General features: G+C 65.2%; 18 protein-coding genes. 1 reads left to right on the top strand and 17 read right to left on the bottom strand.

Going from position 1 to position 22,542, the window contains the following annotated elements:
- Window positions 1–74: 74 nt before the first annotated feature.
- The gene (locus CEY05_RS00310; RefSeq protein WP_088595408.1) at window positions 75–1,286 is read left to right on the top strand and encodes a J domain-containing protein; all 1,212 of its coding nucleotides are present in this window, start codon (window positions 75–77) and stop codon (window positions 1,284–1,286) included.
- Here the strand turns inward: CEY05_RS00310 and CEY05_RS00315 are convergent.
- From CEY05_RS00315 to CEY05_RS00395, 17 genes are all read right to left on the bottom strand, one after another.
- A complete protein-coding gene (locus CEY05_RS00315; protein ID WP_088595409.1) occupies window positions 1,283–1,939 on the bottom strand; it encodes an aspartate/glutamate racemase family protein in 657 nt (218 codons plus the stop codon). The genes CEY05_RS00310 and CEY05_RS00315 overlap by 4 nt on opposite strands.
- Before the next feature lie 39 nt (window positions 1,940–1,978).
- Entirely contained in the window at window positions 1,979–2,704 is a 726-nt protein-coding gene (locus CEY05_RS00320) for a GntR family transcriptional regulator (RefSeq protein ID WP_088595410.1), read from the bottom strand.
- A gap of 9 nt (window positions 2,705–2,713) precedes the next feature.
- Complete coding sequence (locus CEY05_RS00325) at window positions 2,714–3,628, bottom strand: polysaccharide deacetylase family protein (protein WP_088595411.1); 915 nt, start codon at window positions 3,626–3,628, stop codon at window positions 2,714–2,716.
- 15 nt (window positions 3,629–3,643) lie between these two features.
- On the bottom strand, window positions 3,644–4,441 hold the full coding sequence (locus CEY05_RS00330; protein WP_088595412.1) for an ABC transporter permease: 798 nt from the start codon (window positions 4,439–4,441) through the stop codon (window positions 3,644–3,646).
- Window positions 4,438–5,388, bottom strand: coding sequence for an ABC transporter permease (locus tag CEY05_RS00335; RefSeq protein WP_233161292.1), 951 nt, complete (start codon window positions 5,386–5,388; stop codon window positions 4,438–4,440). The genes CEY05_RS00330 and CEY05_RS00335 overlap by 4 nt, the downstream gene beginning before the upstream one ends.
- A complete protein-coding gene (locus tag CEY05_RS00340) occupies window positions 5,385–6,467 on the bottom strand; it encodes an ABC transporter ATP-binding protein (RefSeq protein ID WP_088595413.1) in 1,083 nt (360 codons plus the stop codon). The genes CEY05_RS00335 and CEY05_RS00340 overlap by 4 nt, the downstream gene beginning before the upstream one ends.
- Entirely contained in the window at window positions 6,464–7,501 is a 1,038-nt protein-coding gene (locus CEY05_RS00345; protein ID WP_088595414.1) for an extracellular solute-binding protein, read from the bottom strand. Before CEY05_RS00345 ends, CEY05_RS00340 begins: the two co-directional genes overlap by 4 nt.
- A 209-nt stretch (window positions 7,502–7,710) precedes the next feature.
- On the bottom strand, window positions 7,711–9,141 hold the full coding sequence (locus CEY05_RS00350; protein ID WP_088595415.1) for an efflux transporter outer membrane subunit: 1,431 nt from the start codon (window positions 9,139–9,141) through the stop codon (window positions 7,711–7,713).
- Entirely contained in the window at window positions 9,138–12,233 is a 3,096-nt protein-coding gene (locus tag CEY05_RS00355; RefSeq protein ID WP_088595416.1) for an efflux RND transporter permease subunit, read from the bottom strand. The genes CEY05_RS00350 and CEY05_RS00355 overlap by 4 nt, the downstream gene beginning before the upstream one ends.
- Complete coding sequence (locus CEY05_RS00360; protein ID WP_088595417.1) at window positions 12,230–13,357, bottom strand: efflux RND transporter periplasmic adaptor subunit; 1,128 nt, start codon at window positions 13,355–13,357, stop codon at window positions 12,230–12,232. The genes CEY05_RS00355 and CEY05_RS00360 overlap by 4 nt, the downstream gene beginning before the upstream one ends.
- 2 nt (window positions 13,358–13,359) lie before the next feature.
- Complete coding sequence (locus tag CEY05_RS00365; protein ID WP_088595418.1) at window positions 13,360–16,407, bottom strand: efflux RND transporter permease subunit; 3,048 nt, start codon at window positions 16,405–16,407, stop codon at window positions 13,360–13,362.
- A gap of 43 nt (window positions 16,408–16,450) precedes the next feature.
- A complete protein-coding gene (locus tag CEY05_RS00370; protein WP_158219224.1) occupies window positions 16,451–17,821 on the bottom strand; it encodes a HAMP domain-containing sensor histidine kinase in 1,371 nt (456 codons plus the stop codon).
- A complete protein-coding gene (locus CEY05_RS00375) occupies window positions 17,808–18,485 on the bottom strand; it encodes a response regulator transcription factor (RefSeq protein ID WP_088595420.1) in 678 nt (225 codons plus the stop codon). The genes CEY05_RS00370 and CEY05_RS00375 overlap by 14 nt, the downstream gene beginning before the upstream one ends.
- Before the next feature lie 192 nt (window positions 18,486–18,677).
- Window positions 18,678–19,589: an oxaloacetate decarboxylase gene (locus tag CEY05_RS00380; RefSeq protein WP_088595421.1), complete on the bottom strand. Its 912-nt coding sequence runs from the start codon at window positions 19,587–19,589 to the stop codon at window positions 18,678–18,680.
- Window positions 19,586–20,104, bottom strand: coding sequence for a 3-isopropylmalate dehydratase (locus CEY05_RS00385; RefSeq protein WP_088595422.1), 519 nt, complete (start codon window positions 20,102–20,104; stop codon window positions 19,586–19,588). The genes CEY05_RS00380 and CEY05_RS00385 overlap by 4 nt, the downstream gene beginning before the upstream one ends.
- A complete protein-coding gene (locus tag CEY05_RS00390; RefSeq protein WP_088595423.1) occupies window positions 20,097–21,383 on the bottom strand; it encodes a 3-isopropylmalate dehydratase large subunit in 1,287 nt (428 codons plus the stop codon). The genes CEY05_RS00385 and CEY05_RS00390 overlap by 8 nt, the downstream gene beginning before the upstream one ends.
- A gap of 15 nt (window positions 21,384–21,398) precedes the next feature.
- On the bottom strand, window positions 21,399–22,427 hold the full coding sequence (locus CEY05_RS00395; RefSeq protein ID WP_158219225.1) for a tripartite tricarboxylate transporter substrate binding protein: 1,029 nt from the start codon (window positions 22,425–22,427) through the stop codon (window positions 21,399–21,401).
- Window positions 22,428–22,542 lie beyond the last annotated feature (115 nt).

Raw genomic sequence — 22,542 nt, forward strand, 5'->3', positions numbered from 1 at the left:
GCGTCGGCGTTGCGGCGTCCAGTTCGGATTTGAAATTGGGCCGGTGTTCGAGCCAGGCGAGTGAGATTACCACCATGGGCAAGGTGAACGAACGGGTGGTCAGTATCGTGCCTGGGCACGACAAGCATCTGTCCGGCGACCAGCAGCTATTCAACTCCCTCACCGGGCAGATCGAAGCGCGGCGCGCGCGGCTGCGCGCTTGGGAAACGATGCAGAACGTCTTCCACAAGCAGTACGCCGACGAATTGCTGCCGCTGGCACGCGAGTCGACGGATCTGCAGGTGAGGATGGTCTATCGGCTCAACGACGCCTTCGACGACAAGAGCCTGACCAAGGCGGAACGGTTGACGCTGTCGGACCTGATCGCGCGGATGGCTGGACGTCTGGTCGAGGAGAGCGACGACGCGGGCCTGAAGGCCATCCGGAATATGCATGCCGGGCCCGACCAGGACGGCGGGGGCGAGGCTGCTCCCGCGGCTCGGGCCCATTCCGGCAAGCCGGTGGCCGACGATGTTGCCGGTGCCGGAACGGGGGAGGGTGTGGAGTCGGATCCGCTACGAGATTGGCGTTCAGATTCCGCAGCGGCGTCGTCCGACGAATTGCTGCAATACGAGCAGGCGGAATTGCAGGCACGGCTGGTGCGCGAGGCGGCCAAGGAGCAGGCGCGGGCGGCGCGCGAGCAGGCGCGAGCGGAGAAACAGGCCGCAAAGCAGGCAGCAAAGCAGGCCGCTGGCAAGCCCGCGGCGCAGTCGGCGCAACAACAGGCCGCCGCGTTGCTGCAAGCCGCGCAGGCGGAAGCCGGTAAATCCCTGCGCGAGGTGTACCGCAAGCTTGCCAGCGCCTGGCATCCCGACCGTGAGCCGGACCCTGATGAGCGCGTACGCAAGACCGCGCTGATGCAGGAAGCCAACCGGGCTTACGAAAAAAAGGATCTGCTCAGGCTGCTGGAGTTGCGGCTGGAACTGGAACACATTGCCCGGCATTCCAGCAATGGGATCGGGAATCTCGACGAAGCGCGCCTCAGGCACTACAACCAGATACTCAAGGAGCAACTAGGCGACCTGGACGAGGAAATCCGTCACCTGGAGGACGGATTCCGACGCTCCTACGGCTTGCGGCCGTCCAGCGCCATCGAACCCGACACCATCCTGCGCATCCTGCGCAAGGACGTGGCCGGGCTACGTGATCACATCCGGGACATGGCGATGGAACTGCGCCTGCTGGAAGACATCGACCGCTTGAAAGACTGGCTGGGCCATCTGAAGACCCAGTTCAAGCAGCGTTAGCGGGCGTTCACGAGCTGCCTGCGCACCTCGAGCGCGGCGGCTTCGACTGCGGAGATGACGGGGACCGGGAAGCGCGGGGCGAGGCTTGCTGCCGCGGCGGACAGCGGGCCGCCGCCTATTACCACCGCTGCGGCGCCGTCCGTTTCGATGCATGTCCGTACAGCCAGGGCAAGTCGTTCTTCCTGCTGCTCGGGATCATTGGCCAGCGCCAAGGGATCGCCCGCGGCAAGTCGGGTTCCGGTGAAAAACGCGGTCAGCCCAAGACGGTCGACGGTCCGCGCGATCGATGTTTCAAGACCCGGCGTGGTCGTTGCCACACCGAATCGGCGGCCGCCGTCAGCGGCCAGGCGCAAGGAGGCTACCCCCAGGCCTGTCACGGGAATGGCCACCACTGCGCGCAGGGCGTCCAGGCCCGGATCACCAAAGGCCCCCACGATGATGGCCGCCACGTCGTTGGCCCGTGCGCGGCCTATCCTGACCACTTCCTCGGCAGCCACGGCCAGTTCGGCCGGCGTCGTGATCATGGACGGGCCGCGCGTTGCCGTCTCGCTGGTCGTTGCTACCGTCACCGGGAGAGCAGCGCGCAGGATGCCGTGCATCATCGTCGTCGTTGCTGCCGACGAGTTGGGGTTGATGAGCAGGATGGGGCGCATAGGACGGTGTTTTCGTGCTGGCGTATCAGGGCTGGACGGTCATGGTTCGGTAGAAGCCGATGCCGCGGCGGCGCTGCCCGCCGCCAGGTGCGCCGCCCACATGGCGCTCAAGGTTTCCACCGCGTCCCTGGACGGCGCGGCGACACCGGGTCGCAGCCGCGTTTCGATCAGCGACAGGTGCGTGCGCATGCTGCGCGACGCCGCGGCGCCGTCGCCCGACAGCAGGGCGGTAAAGATGTCGCGGTGCTCGTCGCAGGCACACTGCGAGGCCCGGGCCGGCTCGAATACCGCCACCAGCATGGAAGTGCGGCTGACCAGTTCCTGCACCTGCTGCAGCACGAAGGCGCTGCGGGTGGCCTGTGCCAGCAGCACATGGAACTCCGCCGACAGGCGTACCGATTCCGCGCGGTCACCGCCTTCCTGCGCCGCATTTTCCCTGGCCAGATGCTCCTGCAGCCGTTCGATATCCCGCGGACTCAAGCTGGACGCCAGATGGCTGGCGATGCCGCCTTCGAGTATGCGCCGCGCCTCGTATATCTCGCGCGCCTGCGCCAGCGATGGCGCCGCGACGAAGGCGCCCCGATTGCGTATCAGCTCGATAAGCTGGTTGTTGCCCAGGCGCAGCAGGATCCTGCGCATGCGTTCGCGGCTGACGCCGAATACCTCCGCTAGCGCGGTCTCGCGCAGCGGCGAACCGGGCGCCAGTTCGCCTGCCAGCAGCGCGCGGGAGATGGTGGCGTAGATCGCCTCTTCCTGGTCTTTCATGGCAGCAGTTTAGCCGGCATGGTCCAGCCAGTGCCGCGCGATCTGCTCACGCGTCGCCACCCAGGCGCCGCCCGATTCCGCGATGTGCCGCAGGATGCGTTCGAGAGCGCCCATGCGCGCCGGCCGGCCTATCATGCGCAGATGCAGCCCGATGGACAGCATGCGGGGCTGCGTGGCGCCTTCGCGGCTCAGCCAGTCGTAGGCAGCGCAGACGTAGTTGGCGAAAGCGTCTCCGGTGTCGAAGCGCTGGGTGTTCTGGAACTGCATGTCGTTGGTGTCGAAGGCGTAGGGCAGCACCACGTGGCGGCGGCCTGCCACCGGCAGGATGTAGGGCGTGTCATCGTTGTAGGCGTCGCTGTCATACAGGAAGCCTTCTTCGGCCAGCAGCCGGCGCGTATGCGGCGAAGGATTGGACCGCGTGTGCCAGCCGACGGGCGCGCGTCCCGTGGCGGCCTCGATGGCGCGCCGGGTGCGTACGATGAAAGCGCGCTCTTCGGCCTCCGCCAGCCCGGCATGTTTTTGCCAGCGCCATCCATGCGCCGAAAGCTCGTGACCGCGTTCGGTGGCGTGCCGCGCCAGCCACGGCGAGCGTTCCACCGCCCGCCCGCAGGCGCTCAGCGTGTAGACCTTCTCGTACTGCGCGAACAGCTCGTCGATGCGCCAGTAAGCGACCCGCGTGCCGTACTCGAAATGGCTGTCGATGCACGCGTCCGGCATGGGCTGGGGATCGATCACTTCGTAGATCCCTTCGTTGCGCGGGTCGCCATCGGTCATGGAGAATTCCGCGCCTTCCTCGAAGTTGACGACGAAGGAGACGGCGACCCGTGCATCGCCGGGCCAGCGCACGGCGGGCGGACGGCCGCCGTAGCCTACGAAGTCGCGGGAGGAAGTGGATGGGGCAGGAATGGGTTCAGGCGTACTCATGGTCAACGTCAGGATTCAGAATTGGGCCAGGCGGCGCATGCCCACCAGCCGTTCGGTGATGAACAGCACAATGATGGCCAGCAGGATCAAGCCGGCCGACAGCGCGGCGATGGTGGGATCGGGCGACTCTTCGAGATAGCGCAGGATCTCGATCGGCAGCGTCTTCTGCCGCGCATCGGTCAGGAAGATCGAGATGGGGTAGTTGTCCATCGACGCCAGGAAGGCGAACAGGCCCGACGTGAGAAAGGCGGGTGCCAGCGCCGGCACCATCACCTTCAGCACCGCCCGCGCGGGCGACAGGCCCAGCGTGCGCGCCGCTTCCAGGAGCCGCATGTCGAATAGCGCCAAGCTGGCGTGCACCGTGCGAACGACATAAGGCAGGGTGATCACGATGTGGCCGATGATCAGCGCGCTGAGCACGTCGCGCAGCCCGAGCTCGCGCAGCAACTGCAGCAGCGCTACGCCGATGACCAGGCCCGGCATCAGCAGGGGCGACACGAGAAAAGCCAGCAACGCGTCGCGCCCCTTGAAGCGGCCATGCGCGATCGCAAGGGCGCACAGGGTTCCCAGCACCAGCGCGGCGGCCGTTGATGCCAACGCTACGTTCACGGACAACAGCAGCGTCTGGCCCAGGCCGTCCTTGTGCAGCACAGCCTGGTACCACCGCAACGACCACTGCGGTGCGGGCAGGTTGAAGACAGGAGAACTGCTGAAGGAAACCAGCACCACCACGACCAGGGGCGCCAGCATGAAGATGGCCACCAGCAGCAGCATCAGGCTGCCGCCGGCGCGCGTAAGTTTGTCGGTCTTCATGATGTGCCCTTGTTTTTATCCGCCGGCGCCAGGCGCGCATCGACGCGGCGCGCCAGCCAGCTGCTGATGAGAACGATCAGCACGGCCAGCGCCAGGAGCACGACGGCCATGGTCGAACCGGCCTGGCGGTCGCGCATGAACAAGTAGGCGCGCGCCACCAGCGCGGGCAGGGTCTGGTAACGGTCGCCCACGACCAGTGCCGGTATCACGTACATGGATACCGCCATCGAAAAGACGAAGGTGCAGCCGGTGATGACGCCGGGCACGGACAAGGGCCAGACGACATGGCGGAACTTGTACATCGCGCCCGCGCCCAGCGTGGCGGCGGCATCGGTCAAGCGCCGGTCGATCTGCCGTGCCACGGTGAAGATGGGCAGCACCATGAAGGGCAGGAACACGTGGACGGCGGTGATCACCAGGCCGCGTTCGTTGAACAGAAGCCTGAGCGGAGCGTCGATCAGCCCGAGCTTCAGCAAGGTCATATTGAGCAGCCCGTTGCTGCGCAGCAGGATGGTCCAGGCGAAGCTCTTGACCACCACGCCCACCGACAGCGGCAGGATGAGGACCAGGAACATCAGGCCCTGTACGGCCAGTGATGCGCGTGCCATGGCAAAGGCCACGGGGTAGCCGATCAGCAGGCAGATGGCCGTCACGCCGGCGGCGATCTTGACCGTATTCCAGATGACCGTCAGATGATAGGAGTCGCTGAAGAAGGCGGTATAGCCGCCCAGGCTGAAGCCGCCATCCGTGGCGCGCAGGCTGGTCGCCAGGAGAAACACCAGCGGCAGCGCGAAGACGAGCAGCAGGTAGCTGACGCCGGGCAGGGCCAGCCAGCCGATGCCGTAGCGGGAGCCGGCCGTCTTGTGGGCCGGCGCCGGGGCCAGGGTTGGCGCCGGCGCCGCCAGTGTGGCGGGGGCGACCGAGGGCCTTGTGCCAGCTTCGCTCATGCGGCCTCCGGCGCGGGGAACACCAGCGTCTGCGCCACCGGCCAGGCCAGCGCGACACTGTCGCCGGGGCGGGGCGCGCAGCCGGTCTGGGCTGAAAGCTCGGCCACGACTTTCTGGGTGCTTGCGGCTGTATCCATGTAGATCAGTCTGCGTGCTCCCAGGTACGCGGTGTCGCTCACCTTCATCTGGAGCGTGTTGGCATTGCCACCGGCTGGCGCTGCGTCGCCCAGGCAGATGGATTCGGGCCGCACCGCCAGCACCACGCGGCTACCCACGGCTACGGACGAGGGGGCTTTCATCGAACCCTGTGGCGTCTTCACGCTAACCATGCCGTCCGCGGCGGCTTCCACCTGGCCTTCGAACTGGCTGGACAGCCCGACGAAATTCAGCGCGAACAGCGTGCGCGGCTTGGCGTAGATCGCTTCCGGTACGTCGAGCTGTTCGATGATGCCGCCGTTCATCAAGGCGATACGGTCCGACATGACCAGGGCCTCGTCCTGGTCGTGCGTCACGAAGATGGCGGTAATGCCGGCATCGCGCAGAATCCGCCGCAGTTCGATCTGCATGTGTTCGCGCAGCTTGCGGTCCAGCGCGGACAACGGTTCGTCCAGCAGGATCAGGCGCGGCCGCGTCGCCAGCGCGCGAGCCACGGCAACGCGTTGTTGCTGGCCACCCGACAGCGCGGCCACGGGCCGGTCGGCCAACGCGGCAAGCTGTACCGACTGCAGCACCGCGCGCACTCTTTGCGCGCGTTCATCGCGCGGCAGCCCGTGCGCCTTCAGGCCGAACGCGATGTTCTCTTCCACGGTCAGGTGGGGAAACAGGGCGTAGTTCTGGAACACCACGCCGATGTTGCGGCGGTGCGCCGCAACGCGGGTGAGGTCCGTGCCATCGACGGTGATGCTGCCGTCGTCGCAGGGGGTAAGGCCCGCGATCAGCCGCAGCAAAGTGGTCTTGCCGCAACCCGAAGGGCCCAGCAGCGACAGGAACTCGCCCGAGGCCACCGACAGGTCGAGCCCGTCGACCACGGTCTGGCGACCGTAGCGCTTGGTGACGCCAGTCAGGTGCAGGGCGCTCATAGCGCCATCTCGCGGTCCCAGCGTTCGACCCAGCCCTTGCGTTGCTCGCTGATGTAGTTCCAATCGGGGATGAACACCTCGCCCTTGGGCACGCCGGCGGGCGCGGCCACGGTCGTATTGGTGGGCAGGGCCAAGGAGATGTCGGCGATCTGCTTCTGCCATGCCCCCAGCATGGCTTCGATGAAGGCGTCGGCGAGTTCGGCTTCGGGGCCCCCCTTGACCTTGGCGATGCCGGTGGGCATGGCCATGCCGCCTTCCTTGGGTAGCACCAGGTCGATCGGCGCGCCCTTGGCTTTACGTTCGAACGCGTTGAAGCCGATCATGCCGCCGATGGCGGTGGCTTCTCCCTGCTCCAGCAGATTCAGCGCTTGCGGTAGTTGCGTGTAGACGGTCAGCAGGTTGGGCTTGAGCGCCTTGAGTTTGCGGAAGGCGGCGTCGGGCTCGTACTGGGCGTCCTTCATCGGCTTGCCGGATTCCAGCGCGGCGGCGACGAGGAACATCGCCAGGCCTTCGGTGTTCTGTAGCGAAGGGATGATCAGCTTGCCTTTGTAGGCGGGTGTCCAGAGGTCGGCATAGCTTGGAATCTGCCGCACTTGCGCGGTGTTGACCGCCACTCCCGTGGTCGACTGCATGTAATTGGCCCACATGCCGTCCATGTGCACCGTCCCGGGCTTGAGCCTGGCCAGGCTGGGCACTTGAGCGGCGGTCATCTTGTCCAGCACGCCTTCCTGGATGGCCTGGATCATCACCGGGTCGTCCATCAAGACCACGGACATGTACTGATGGCCTTTGTTGTTGACCATCTTTTCCAGGTTGACCAGCGATCGGGTGCCTTCGAACAGCACCTTGCAGCCGGTCTGCTTTTCGAACACCGGTATCAGCGGATCGAGGAAAGCCTTGTGGCTGCCGGCGCCTCCGACCACCAGTTCCTTGCCCTTGTTTTGTGCATGCGTCCAAAGTGGTGCGGCCGCCAGAGGGGCTGCGAACAGCCCTTTGATGATGCTCCTGCGTGTGACACTCGATGCCGATTTCATGCGATTCCCCTTGACGCGCGACGCCCCGGTCGTGGTGATGTGGACATAAGGAGCCGGTTTTCTCCTTGCTCCAAAATAGTGCACAATTCTTAAAACATTGTGCACATACATCCCTATCAAGCAAAAATGATGCCAAAAAGGCCAAGCGATAAAGGGAGCGCTTCTTCCGGACCACTCGTCGATGGTTGGATGAAAGCGATAGCGGGTCTCTAATTTCCTCCGGTGACCAGGACAAGTGTGATGCGGTCCTGCGTGGCTGCGGCTTGGCTTTGCGCCCACCGGCGGCGGGCGTCGAGCATATCCATGCGCGCATGGGCGACGCTGGCCGCGGTCGCCAAGCCGAATTGCGCTTGCGCTTGCTGACGCTCCAATACTTGCGTCGAACGCGTGAACACCTCGAGCGCATGACGGGCGGCCTGATCCGTGCCATGCTGGGTCGCCAGCGCGTCCTCCACTTCCTGCAAGGCGGCGAGCACGGTGGCCCGGTAGCGCGAGGCAGCGGCATCGAAGTCTTTATGCGCCTGATCCAGGCGGGCGGAATGCGTGCCGCCGTCGAACAAAGAGACCGCCAGGCTGGTCCCCAGCGACCACACGCGAGCGGGAGTGCCAAGCAGACCGGCAAGGCTCGAGTTCTGGCCGCCGACGTCCGCCCCCAGTATCAAGTCGGGAAAGAAAGCGGCACGTGCAACGCCGATTGCCGCATTGGCGCTGGCGGCATCACGTTCGGCCTTGACGATGTCCGGCCGCCGTTCCAGCAGTGAAGATGGTAAGCCCGCCGGTACGTCGGGCGTGGGCAGGCGGTAGCCGGCGACGCGCTTGATCGACAGGCTGGCGGGCGTACCGCCCGTAAGGGCCGCGATGGCGTGCTCGTCGCGTGCGCGCCGGGCTTCTTCGTTGGTGATGCTTGCCATCAAGAGATCGAGGACATTGCGCTCGCTGTCCACCGTATCCTCATCAGCCAGCCCCTCAGCCTGCGCATCTTTGGCCATGTCGAGCAGTTGAGTCGCCTGTGCGCATTGTTCGGCCAGGGTCGCGAGATCGAGGTCACTGGCGCGCATGTCGAAATAGGCGCGCGCCAACGCCGCGGCGATGCTCAGGCGCACCCCATTCACGGTGGCGGCGACCGCCTCGCTGGAGGCATTAGCCGCGGCGACCCGGCTGCGCGCCTGACCCCAGATATCCGGCTCCCATCTGGCCGCCACGATGGCATGGACGGCCGTGAATGGGTAATAGGTATAGCGATTCTCCCGCTCTTCCGCCGAGGTCTCCCGGCTACGGCTCGCGCCCGTGGTGGCGGTCACGGACGGCAGTGTTGCCGATCGGGCCTGGGCGACGATGGCGTTGGCGCTGCCGAAGTCGGCGACGGCAGCGGCGATCGACTGATTGGCCGCCATGGCCCGCGCTTCGAGCCGATCCAGATCAGGATCGGCAAAGCGTCGCCACCAAGCGTCACCCGGCGCCGCAGCGGCGGCTGACGCAGAGGCGGTGTGCCAATGAACGTCTTCTTTGTACGCTGCTGGAAGCGCGATGTCCGGCTTGACGTATGCCGGGCTCAGCGAGCATGCGCACAGGCTGGATAGCGCGAGGAGCGTCATCAGGGGGCGAGCGAGAAAATGCAGGAAAGCCGCGCGCCGCTTCATGCTGTTGACTCCCTATGGCTTTGCCGCAAGGTATGGCCGCCGCTCAGCGCCAGGTAAATCACTGGCGTGGAGAAAAGCGTAAGTAATTGGCTTACGGCCAGGCCGCCGATGATGGCGATGCCCAAGGGGTGGCGCAGCTCCGCGCCCACGCCCGTGCCGAACGCCAGCGGCAAGGCGCCCGCCACCGACGCCATGGTGGTCATCAGAATGGGGCGCAGCCGCAGCGTGGCCGCCTGTAGCACGGCGTCAGCGGGCGCCATGCCGTCGCGCCGTTCCAGCTCAAGCGCGAAATCGATCATCATGATGGCGTTCTTCATGACGATGCCGACCAGCAGGATGATGCCGATCAGACCCATGACGTCCAGGCCCAGGCGGCACAGCCACAGCGCCACCAATGCGCCCAGGGCGGCGGACGGCAGGGTCGACAGAATCGTGACTGGATGGACGACGCTCTCGTACAGGACGCCCAGGGTGATGTAGACCACGAAGATCGCGGCGAGGAAAAGGAAGATCTGGTTGGCGCCCGATGACGCAAAAATCTTCGCCTCGCCTTCAAGCCCTGCCTGCACGTCGAGCGGCAAGCGAAGATCCTGCTCGATTCGGGCGACGTGCCGTAAGACCTCGTCCATGGATATCGACGGCAGGGCGTTGAACGACACATCCGCATAGGGAAACTGGTCCTGGCGCTGGATGGTCAGCGGGACGGCGCGTACGCTGGCTCGCGCCAGTTGCGTCAGGGGCACGAGGCCTCCCGCTGCAGCCGTGACACGAATCTGCCGCCCCAACTCGTTGAGGGATTGCAGCTTATCGATGGACGCCATGACCACCCGGTATTGGTTCGAGGCGGTGAATACCGTGGATATTGGCCGCTGCCCGAAAGCGTCGTACAGGGTGTCGTCGATCTGTTGCTGGGAGATGCCCAGGCGCGACGCGGCGTCGCGGTCGAAGTCCAGGTAGATCTGGTTGCCGTCCTGCAAGGCGTCGCTTGCCACGTCGGTGAATATAGGGTCCGCCTTGACCGCCTGGACGAGGCGGGCCGCCCGATCACGCACCGCTTGTGTGTCTGCGGATTGCAGGCCCAGGCGGTAGCTGGTGTTCGACGGCCGGTCATCCAGCATCAGATCCTGTACGGGACGCAGCAAGATCAGTGGCTGTTCCCCGCCGGGCAGGCGCTGTGCCAGCCGCGCAAGCAGCGCATCACCGCCGCCCAGGTCGGCGGCGTCGTTCTTGAGTTGAACCTGTAAGCGCCCCGTGTTCAACTTGTCATTGCCCTGGCCGATGCCGGCGAAAGCGGCGACCGATGCCACCGCCGGGTCCGCCGACAGTGTGCGGCCTACTTGTTGTTGCTGGGCCGCCATGGCCGCGAAAGTCCCCGTCGGATCGCCCAGCACTGCCCCTGCGAGCAGTTTGCTTTCTACACGGGGAAACAGGCCCTTGGGAATCAAGACGACACAAGTGACGGTCGCCACGGTGGTCAACAACAGAGTGAGCAGGACCAGGGCGCGGCGGCGCAGCACCCCTCGGAGCATGCGCGCATAGCCTTCCACGAGCGCTGCGAATACGCCACCGGCCTGTTGCTCCGGCGCGCCGTGTGCGCCCCTTGCATCGTGTGCGAGCGGACGCAGCAGGCGCGCGGACATCATAGGCGTCAATGTCAGCGATACGAAGGCTGACACAAGGATGGCGGCCGATAGCGTCACAGCGAATTCGCGGAATAGCCGGCCCAGCAGATCGTTCATGAAAAGCAGGGGTATCAGCACCGCCACCAGCGCGACGGACAGGGAAACGATGGTGAAGCCAACTTGGCGAGCGCCTTCGATGGCTGCCTGCACCACGGACATCCCCGACTCCATCAATCGGCTTATGTTTTCCACGACCACGATGGCATCGTCCACCACGAATCCGGTGGCGATGGTCAGCGCCATGAGCGTCAGATTGTTCAGGCTGAAACCGAAAGCATGCAGCAGGCCCAGGGTCGCCACTATCGACACCGGCACACAGACCGCCGGCACGAGCGTGGCGCGGCCGTTGCGCAGGAAGAGCAACACCACCAGCACCACCAGTATCACCGCCATGACCAGCTCGACCAGCGCGTCATGGATGGACTTGCGGATACTCTCGGTGCGATCGGTCAGCACATCCACGCTTACCGCCTGGGGCAAGGCAGCACGCAGCTGCGGCAGCAGTTCCTCGATGCGGTCCACCAGCGCAATGACGTTGGCGCCAGGCTGGCGCTGGATGGTCAGGATGATGGCGGGCCGATTGTTGACCCATGCTGACTGTTGGCTATCCTCGGCCCCGATGCGAGCGGCGCCGACCGTTGACAGGGATACCGGTGCGCCGTTCTTGTAATCGAGGATCAGCTTGTCGTAGTCCTCGACGTCCTGCATCTGGTCATTGCCGCCAATGCTGAATGCCGTATGGCGGTCTTGCAGATTTCCCTTCGCCAGGTTTGCGTTGGCTGCGGCGACCGCGCCGCGCACGCCTTCCAGGGATTCGCCGCGGCCGTTCAAGGCGGCCATGTTGACGTCCACACGTATCGCGCGACGCTGCCCGCCGGAAACGCTGACCAGGCCGACGCCGGATACTTGGGACAGCCTTTGCGCGACACGCGTATCGGCCAGGTCCTCGACTTCGGTCAAGGGCATGGTCGTTGACGTGAGGGCCAGCGTCATCACGGGCGGATCCGCGGGATTGACCTTGCTGTAAGCCGGGGGGTAGGGCAGGACCGGCGGCAGCAGCGTGGCGGCCGCATTGATGGCTTCCTGCACTTCCTGCTCGGCGACATCGATGTCCAGTTTGAGGTCGAATCGCAGCGTGATGGTCGACGCGCCGTTCGCACTGGTCGAGTCCATCTGTGTCAGCCCGGGCATCTGTCCCAGCCGCCGTTCCAGCGGCGCGGTCACGGTGGCGCTGACGATATCGGCTGCGGCGCCGGGATAGGGCGTATAGACCTGGATGGTCGGGTAGTCCACTTCCGGCAAGGCGGAGACTGGCAGGACGCGGTAGGCCAGCAGTCCGGCGGCGGTGACGGCGACCGCCAGCAAGCCACAGGCGATCGGGCGGGTAATGAAAGGACGGGAGAGATTCATTCGCGCTGACCTCCAGCGGCCGTGGTCATCGTGACGGCCATGTGATCCGCGACGCGTCCCACTCCGTCGGTAATGACGATGTCCCCAGCGTGGACATCGCCGCCGACGAGCGCAGTCTTGTCGCCTGCCTGCGGCCCCGTGTGGACAGATCGTATTGCGGCCGCGCCACCCTTGATAACGTAAACAAAGTCGCTGGCATTTCCATGCCGGATGGCGCGGGTGGGTACCACCAGCGCGTTCTGGAGCAAGCGCACCCGTACACGGGCGTTGACGAAGCCATTCGGGAAGAGTTCGCCCTGCGCATTCGGGAACAGCAATTTGATCCTGACCGTTCCCGTGCCCGCATCCGCCGCATTGTCTATGGCCACAAGATAGCCAGTGGCCAGCTCGCGGCGGCCGCGGTCGTCCAAGGCGCTGGCGGGTAGTCGGCCATCCTTCCGTAGCGCGCTCGCCAGGCTGGTCACGTCTCGTTCCGGCAAGGGGAAGACCACGGTGATGGGGGCGTCGGTCACGACGGTGGCGATGCCGCCCGGGTCGCCCGGTTGGACGTAGTTGCCAGCGTCGACATGGCGCAGGCCCACTATGCCGTCGACCGGAGCGGTCAGGGTGCAGTAGCTCAGCTGTACTTCGAATTCTTCTTTCACCCCCTGGTCCGTGGTGAGTGTGCCTTGGTACTGGGCTACCAGCGCCGCCTGGGTGTCCAGCGTCTGCCGCGTCACGGTGCCGGCCGCGGCCCCTTGCCGGTAACGTTCCAGATCGCGCTGGGCGTTGCCCATCAGCGCACGATCCCGCGCCAGTTGTCCCTCGGCCTGCCGGAGCTTGGCGTGGAGATAGCGGGAATCGATGGTGGCCAGGATGTCGCCCGCATGCACGGCCTGGCCTTCCTTGAATCGCACGCTCTCCAGCAGCCCGGCGATCTGCGTACGCACGATTACGGTCCGTTCGGGCGCTACGGTGCCCGGTCCTTCGACGTATACGGGAACGTTGGCCAACGCGGCGGCTTCGCCACCGACAGGCAGGGGCGGGCGGACCGTGGCCGGGGCGGGCGCCGGATGCAGGGCGTATAGACCCATGGCGACGAGCGCCAGCAGCACCACGGCGGCTGGAATGGCTTTCTTAATCATGATTAGCGTTCCGGTGAGCGGGAGTGGTGGGACAGCAGCAGGTAGATGGCGGGCGTGGTGTAGAGCGTGACGAATTGGCTGAGGACCAGCCCGCCGATGATGGTCAGCCCCAGGGGGCGTCGGAATTCCGCGCCGTAGTCGGAGCCGAAGACCAACGGCAGGGCGCCCAGCAACGCAGCCATGGTGGTCATAATGATGGGGCGGGCTCGGGTCAGGCAGGCCTGCCGGATGGCGGCGCGCGCGCCGCAGGCCGTCTCTCGTTGCAGCGCAAGCGCGAAATCGATCAGCATGATGGCGTTTTTCTTGACGATGCCGATAAGCAGGATCAACCCGATCAAGGCCATGACATTCAACTCCATCCCGCATGCGGCCAGGGTCAGCAATGCGCCCAGTCCCGCGGGGGGAAGCGAAGACAGGACCGTCAAGGGATGAATCAGGTCTTCATAGAGAATCCCCAGCGTCAGGTACACCACGGCCAGTGCCACGGCAATAAGCAGCGGCTCCTGTTTGAGCGACTGTTCGAATGCCTGCGCCGTGCCGCTGAAGCTTCCGGTCACGGACGTGGGCAGGCGGGACCGCGCCACGGCTTGCTGGATGGCATCCGTGACATCGCCCAGCGGCACGCCCGGTTCCAGGTTGAAGGAGATGGTCTCGGAGGGGAACTGCCCAGTATGATTCTCGATCAAGGGCGCGCGCCGGGTCGAGACCTGGGTCAGCATGGATAGGGGAACCAGGCTGTGATCCTTGCCCGGAACCCACAGCTGGCCCAAGGCGGCCGGGTCGTTCCAGGTATCTGGATCGATCTCCATCACCACGCGGTAAAGATTGGCGGGATGGTACAGAACCGACAGCCGCCGCTGGCCGAAGGCGTCGTACAGCGTCTGGTCGATGGTGTCGACGCTGATGCCGTAACGGGCGGCCGCCGTGCGGTTCACTTCGAGAAAGGATTGCCGGCCGCCGGTCGCACGGTTGCTGGTGACCTGAATGACGCCCGGGATGCGGCGGATGATGCCCTGGACGGTGGGCGCCCAACGCAGGATGTCCTGAGCGTTGTCGGCGGTTAACGTGTACTGGTATTGCCCGGCGCTTTGCCGTCCACCTATTACCACGTCCTGCGATTGCTTCAAGTAGAGATGCACGTCCGGGACGTGCGCAACGCTTGCCTGGATGCGGCGCATGATTTCGTCGGCGGAGGCTGCGCGCGTCGCCGCAGGCTTCAGGTACATGTAGACGGTGCCTTCATTGGGCGCCAAACCGGTGCCGACATAGCCGACCACGTTCGCCACGCCCGGATCCTGCTTGAGCAGATCCTCCACTTGCTGGAACTTGTCGCGTACGTCCAGGAACGAGCGATCCTGCGATACATACAGGCTGCCTGTAATGCGGCCGGTGTCCTCGGCGGGAAAGAATCCCTTGGGCGTGAACCCGTACAGCAGGCCGCTGGCCACGGTAATCAGCACCGCGACCATGGCCAGGAATATATGGTGATCCAGGGCCCAGTCCAGAGTGATGGCGTAGAAACGCATGGCCCGGGAGGGTGGACGATGCGTCGCGGCGCGGATTGAGCGGTCCAGCGGGCGCATCAGCGTGCGGCACATCATGGGAGTCAAGGTGAGCGAGATCACCATCGACAGGCCGATGGCGACGGCCAGGGACACGGCAAACTCACGGAACAGCCGGCCGACGATGCCACCCATGAACAGCATTGGAATCAAGGCGGCGATCAGCGATACCGTGATGGACACGACCGTGAAGCCGATTTCCCGGGTGCCGTTCAGCGCGGCCTGCAGCGGTGTCCGGCCCTGCTCCAGGTGGCGTCCGATGTTCTCCACTACCACGATGGCGTCGTCGACGACGAAGCCGGTGGAGATCGCCAGCGCCATCAGGGACAGGATGTTCAGACTGAAGCCGAGCATTGTCATGACGGCTGCCGTGCCGAGCAGGGACAGCGGGACCGCCACCGCGGGAATGAGCGCCGTGCGCCAGCTGCGTAGAAAAGCCAATACGACGAGGATCACCAAGACGATGGACGTAAGCAGGGTGAATTCGATGTCGGCCAGTGACGCGCGGATGGCGGGCGTACGATCGCCGATGACGGAAATATCGATGTCGGGAGGGATGGCGGCGCGCAGGAGCGGCAGATCGTTCCTGATGGCCGCTACCGCGTCGATGATGTTGGCGCCTGGCTGCTTGTAGACCACCAGCAGAACTGCCGCGTGGCCGTTGGCCACACCGAAATTGCGCAGGTCTTCCACCGATTCGCGCGCCGTGCCCATGTCGGAGATTCGGATGACGCTCCCGTCGCGCGTACGGAAACGCAATGCGGCATAGTTTTCCGCCCGGAGCGGATTGTCGTTGCCGCGCAAGGTGTAACGCTTGTCCTGGATGTCGATGCCACCCAGCGCTCGGGACAGACTGCTGCCCAGCAGAAAGCGGCGCACGTCTTCCAGGGCAATGCCTTGCTGGTTCAGGCGTTGCGGGTCCAGATCGATGCGAACGGCGGGCAGGGCGCCGCCACCGACCCCGACTTCGCCCACACCCGCGGTGCGCAACAGCCGCTGTTGCAACACGGTGGAAGCTGCGTCGAAGAGGTCCGTGCGCGGCCTGGTCGGCGACGTCAACGCCAGCAGCATGATGGGCGCGTCGGCAGGATTGGATTTGTAATAGGTAGGGTTCTGAGGCATATCCTTCGGCAGGTCGCCTTTGGACGCATCGATGGCTGCCTGGACGTCGCGGGCGGCGCCGTCTATATTGCGATCCAGGTCGAACTGCAGGACGATGCGGGTGTAGCCGGTAGCGCTAGCCGACGTCATTTCCGTAACGCCGGCGATGCGGCCCAGGCGCCGCTCCAGCGGTGTCGCCACGGCGTTCGCCATGGTCTCCGGATCGGCGCCCGGTAGAGAGCCTCGTACGCTTATCGTCGGGTACTCCACTTCCGGCAATGGTGCGGCCGGCAGCACGGCGCAGGCGACGACGCCACCGGCCGCGAGCGCGAGCGCAAGCAGCGCGGTTCCTATCGGACGCGCGATAAATGGACGGGAGAGGTTCATGGCGTTGCGGCGGCGCCTGCTGAGAACATGTGGCTTGCCTCGCTCAATTCGAGACCTGTGGCCAGCACTGCACAATCATGCGCGTGCCCGGATTGGCGCTGGCGATCCGCAGGCGGAAGTCGTGCAGGTGCAGGATTGCCGATACGATGGACAGACCTAGGCCGGATCCAGGCAGGTCGCGTACGCCGGGGCTGCGGTAAAAGCGCTGCACCACCGACTCGCGTTCGGTTTCATCGATACCGGGGCCGCTGTCGGAGACGCACACGCAGGGGCCGTGAGGGGTCATGCTTAACGCCAGCATCACTTTGCCGCCAACGGGCGTGAACTTGATCGCGTTGTCGACCAGGTTGCACAGCACCTCGAATAGCAAGGCCCGATCTCCCAAGATGCGGCCTGTGTCTTCGGTATGGATCGCCAGCGTCATATGCTTGTCCTCAGCCAGCGGCTCATAAAGCTCGGCGGCTTCGTGTAGCAATTCATCGAGATCCACTTCGCTGAAGTTACTTCGGCGATTCATGGTTTCGATCTCCGATATGCGCAGGATGGCGGAGAAACGCAGCAGCAATTGGTCGGTTTGCCCGACCGCCTGCTCCAGCATTGCGCGATCCTTGGGCGCTGCATCCTGCAATAGATGGCGCAGCAGCGTATGCAGGCGAGCGAGAGGGGTGCGCAAGTCATGGGCGATGCCATCGCTTGTGCTTTTTACTTCTCCCATCAGGCGTCCGATGTCGTCCAGCATCCCGTTGACGATGTTCGCCAGCAGGGCCAGTTCATCGCGGCCGCCAGCTGGCAGTCGTTCGCTCATGTTGCCGCCCGCGATGCGTACGGCCGCCTGCTGGATGGCACGAATCCGCCGCCATTGGCGCAAGCTGTATAACCATCCCAGTCCCATCCCGGTCAAAGCGATGGCCAGGCTGCTCCACAACATGCTGCGCAACAGTGTGTCACGCAACTGCGTGATCTCGCCCACGTCGCGGACCAGCACCAGCATGTTGCCGTTCTTGAGCACGACGGCCATGGCCAGGGCATCCGCGACGTCACCGGCATAAGCAGGCAGTAGGTTGGCCTCCACTCGATGCAGAAAGTGATCGTCCGGAATGGTGGGCGGCGGCGCGGCGATGGTTCCCGCAATGATCGAGCCGTCGGGTGCGAAGAGGCCGTAGTAATTGACCCGCTGAGGTACGTCGCGTGACAACAGGTTGATTTCGGCGGGCAGGCGCTCGGGGCGCAGCGCCCGCAGGTAACGTGCTTCCCAGCCGATGATGTTGCGCGCCTGTTGCGCGATGTAGGCGGCGGAACGCCAGTAATCCAGTCCCAGTAAACTCCCCACCGAAATGATGAAGATGGCCGTGTAGACCAGGAACAGGCGGAAGGGCGTCGTGCGCCAGCGCTTCATGCTGCTAATCGAGGACATAGCCGAAGCCCCTGACGGTTCGTATCTGCGGTCCCGCGAAGTTGCTGACTTTCTTGCGCAGCCTCGCGACATGCACGTCGATCAGGTTGGTGCCTGGGTCGAAATGCATGTGCCAGACCGTTTCGAAGATCATGGTGCGTGTCAACGTCTGGCCTGGATGGCGCATGAATATTTCCAGTAGACGGAATTCAGTGGGCAGTAGCTTCAGGTGCTGGCCGTTGCAGCTGGCGCTGCGGGCAATCAGATCCAGTTCCAGCTCGCCCACGCGCAGCAAAGCGGGGTTACCTCGAGCGGGTTCCACGCGACGGCGCAACAGCACTTCGAGACGTGCCGTCATTTCCTCCAGGGCGAAGGGTTTGGTCAGATAGTCATCGCCGCCCGCGCGCAGCCCGCGCACGCGCTCGTCGACGTCGGAGAGCGCGCTGATCATCAACACAGGCGTATGGATCCCGTTGCTGCGCAAGCAACTGACAATGGCCAGACCATCCATGCCAGGCAGGACTCGGTCCAGCGTTATCGCATCATAAGCAGCGCTTAAGGCTTTTGCGGCCCCATCCCGGCCGTCCGGCGACCAATCGACATCGAATCCTTGTCGGTCCAGTTCTCCGATGATCTCGTTGGCGATTACGCTGTCGTCTTCGATTGTGAGGATTTTGGCACTCATCTGCTGTCTTTGCCGGTGGACCGATTATCGACAGAATAGATAAGTTGCCTTCCAGTTGCCCATCAGACAGGTGAAGAAATTTTCATGGAATGCCGGGCGCTCCCAGTCCTTTGCTTCGCAAGCCCGACTTCTTCGTAGTCCTGGCTCCTCGGGCTCAGGCCGGCGCCGGCCGGGGAGCCACGAGGCTCTGCTCTACGCCGGGTACTGCCCCTCCCATGCCTCGACATCCCCCAGGCCCAGGTAGTCGCTGTACTCTGCGCCGCTCAACATGCGGCCGTGCATGGCCGCGGTGTTGCCGTCTACGCGCAGGTGGCCCAAGGCTTCGCGCATGGTGTAGCCCAGGGCGTTGCGCAGCATGCCGGGATAGATCGCCAGCGCGACGCCCAGTTCAGCCAGGTCGGCGTTGCGCAGCGCGGCCATCGGGCCGCCGGAGTCCAGGTTGAACATGCAGGGCACGCGTACGCGTTCAGTGACTTCGCGGATGTCGTCCAGCACGCCTTCGTGGCCTTTCAGTTCGACGAAGACGGCATCCGCGCCCTCGGTTGCGAAGGCCTGCGCACGTTCGATGGCTGCATCCAGGCCCATCGATGCCGCGCAATCCGTGCGGCCGATCACCAGCAGCCCGGTCGGGGCCCGCGCCGCCACGGCGGCGGCGATGCGTGCGACCGCGGTGTCGAAGGGCAGCACGGCGCGCGCGCCGGGGAATTGCGCGCAACGCTTGGGCGATTGCTGGTCCTCGATGTGGATGGCCGCGACGCCGGCCGCCTCGAATTCCTCCACGGTACGGCGGATGGCCGCGGCCGCGCCGTAGCCCGTGTCCGCGTCGCAGATCAAGGGCAGGTCCACGCAGGCCGCCACGCGGCGGGCATGGGCGGTGATCATGGTCAGGTCCACCAGGCCGACGTCGGGCTTGCCCAGCAGGCTGGCCGACACGCCATTGCCCGTCATGTAGACCGCCTCGAACCCGGCGTGCTGCACCATGCGCGCGCCATAGGCGTCGTACACGCCGGGGGCGATCAGCGTGGCGGCGCCGCGGCCCGCGCGTTCCAGGCGTTGGCGCAAGTCCTGGCGCAGCCGGGCGGCCTTGTCTATTCTTGCCGTCATTGCGTGAACCCCCAATCCGGATGCTTGCTCAGGTACGGAATCAAGCCGCCTTCGCGCAAGATGGCGCGGATCTGCGGCGGCAACGGCCGCAGCGGCTGCTTCACCCCACGGGACGCCACCTCGATCGCGCTGGCGTCCAGGTCGATGGTGACCTGGTCACCATCGACCCATCCACTGGTGTCGTACTCGATCACCAGCAGCCCGTTATTGATGGCATTGCGAAAGAACTGGCGTCCGAAAGACGGCGCCACGATGGCCGCGACGCCCATCCGGTGCAGGATGTGCACGGCCTGCTCGCGCGAGGAGTTGATGCCGAAATGGCGCCCCGCCGCGATGATGCCGCCAGGCTGGAAACGCCCGGCGAAGCCCGGCGCCACGCCGTCGAAGGCCTGGGCGGCGATGAAGGCCTCGTCCTTGCCGGGCAGGTATTTGCCGGAGCACTGCGTATCGGTGTTGACGTCGTCGCCAAGCACGAAGACCGGACCGCTGATGATGTCGGTGTGCGTATCAAACATGGGCAGGCCTCCACAGTCCGCCATCGACCGTGCGCGGGTCGGTGATATAGCCGGTCAGCGCGGACGCCGCGACCGTCGCGGCGGAACCGAGCCAGATTTCCGCCTCGTGATTGCCCAGCCGGCCGCGGAAATTGCGGTTCGCGCTGGAGATGGCCACCTCGTGGTCGCCGGGGATCAGGTGGTTGGTGATGCCCACACAGGTGCCGCAGCCCGCGGCCTCGAACGACGCGCCCGCGGCGGTGAGGATCTCGATCAAGCCTTCGCGCGCGGCATCCAGGTATATCTTGCGCGAGGCCGGTGTCACGATCATGCGTACGCCCCGCGCCAGCTTGCGCCCGCGCAGGATGGCGGCGGCCTGGCGGATGTCGTCCAGACGCCCGTTGGTGCAGGTGCCGATCAGCGCGAAATTTATCTTCTGCCGATCGATCTCCGTCACGGCTACGACGTCGTCCACTTCGTGGCGGCGCGCCACCTGCGGCGCCAGGTCGGCGCCGGCAATCGTCACGCGGTTCGCATAGCGCGCGTCCGCATCGGCGGAGACCGGGCGGGGCGGCCGCGCGCCGTGCGCCGCCAGCCAGGCCAGGGTTTTCTCGTCGGCTTCGAGCAGGGCCGCCTTGGCGCCCAGCTCGGCGGCGTGGTTGGCCAGCGTCATGCGATCGTCGATCTCCATGGCGCGCACCGCTTCGCCCACGTATTCGATGGCGTGGTAGTTCAGGCCTTCCGCGCCGAAGCGGCCCAGCATGTGCAGCGTCACGTCCTTGGCCCAGACGCCCGCCTGCAGGCGGCCGGTCAATTCGACGCGCGTGGTTTCGGGCACGCGCAGCCACACCTTGCCGGTCTTCATCACCGCGGTGACGTCGGTCCCTTCCACGCCGGTGCCGAACGCGTTGAAGGCGCCGTAGGTGACGGAATGGGTGTCCGTGCCCACCACCAGGTCGCCACAGGTCAGGTGGCCGCCTTCAGGCAGCACCTGGTGGCAGATGCCGTCGCCGATGTCGTACAGCGGGCTGCCGTGCTCGTCGGCAAAGCGGCGCATGGCGGTGTGGGTCTGCGCCGCCGCCAGATTGGGTGGGGGGGAATAGTGGTCCAGCACCCACGCGGTGCGCGACGCGAAAGGCAGCGTCTGCGCGCCCATCTTGTCGACCATGCGGATGGCGTTGGGTGCACGGGCGTCGTGCACCATGGCGAAGTCCACGTCGGCGACCACGATGTCGCCGGCCTGGACTTCATCGACGCCGGCATGGCGGGCGAGGATTTTTTCAGCAATGGTGGAAGGCATGTCGAAGGCCGTGGTTCAAAGGTTGATGTTCAGTTTCTTGATCAGGCCGCCCCATTTGTCGCTCTCGGCGCGGATGTAGCGGTCGGCTTCCTGGGGCGTGGTGGGATCGGGGTCCAGGCCCAGCTTCTTCAGCTTGGCGTCGACTTCCGGGTCCTTCAGCGTGGCGACGATGGCCTGGTTCAGGGCCTCGACCACCGGCGCGGGCGTACGCGCGGGGGCGGTGAAGGCGTACCAGTTGTTGGCCTCGAAACCGGGATAGCCGGATTCGGCGATGGTCGGCACGTTGGGCAGGACGTCCAGCCTTTGCAGGCCGGTCGTGACGATGGGCCGCAGCTTGCCGGCGTTGATGAACTGGATGGCGTCGGTGGGGCTGGCGAAGATCGAGGCCAGCGTGCCGCCCAGCAGGTCATTGGTGGCCGGCGCGCCGCCGCGATAGGCCACGTGCTGGTTTTGCAGGCCGGCCACGAACTTCAGCTGTTCGCCTGCCAGATGGCCGCTGCTCCCTATGCCCGACGAGCCGAAGGACATATCGGAGTGGGGCGCCTTGGCGGCCTGCAGGTAGTCCGCGAACGTGTGGATCTTGCTGTTGGCATTGACCACCAGCACGTTGGAGAAAGACACGGCCAGGGAGATGGGCGCCATGTCGGTGACCGGATCATAGGACAGCTTGCTCAGGTGCTGGTTGACGGCCAGCGAGCCGATCGTGCCCAGCATGATGGTGTAGCCGTCGGGCGCGGATTTGATCAGGGCGTCGGACGCGATGTTGCCGCCTGCCCCGGGCCGGTTGTCGATGATGATGTTCTGCTTCAGCTTCTTGGACAGCACAGGCGCCATGATGCGGGCCACCGTATCGGAACTGCCGCCGGCAGCGAAGCCGACCAGCAGGCGTATCGGCCCCCGGTTGGGGAAGTCGCTGCTGTCGGCGGCTTGGGCGCCGGTGGCGCAGAGGAGCAAGGTACAGGCGGCGGCAAGGGCGCTGACTTTGCTGAATGTGCTGAATACGCCGGACGCGCGCATGGCGCGCCGCTGGGGAAGGGCTTTCACGTTCTGTCTCCTGTTTCCCTTGGTCTGTATGCCAGGGTGAACCTCTTTATGCAAAATCGGTGCCACTTTGCCCGGATGGCAGGTGAATAACGCCATTCCCCGGGGAAATCCGGGT

The sequence above is a fragment of the Achromobacter sp. HZ34 genome (assembly GCF_002209485.1).
Taxonomy (GTDB): Bacteria; Pseudomonadota; Gammaproteobacteria; order Burkholderiales; family Burkholderiaceae_B; genus Bordetella_C.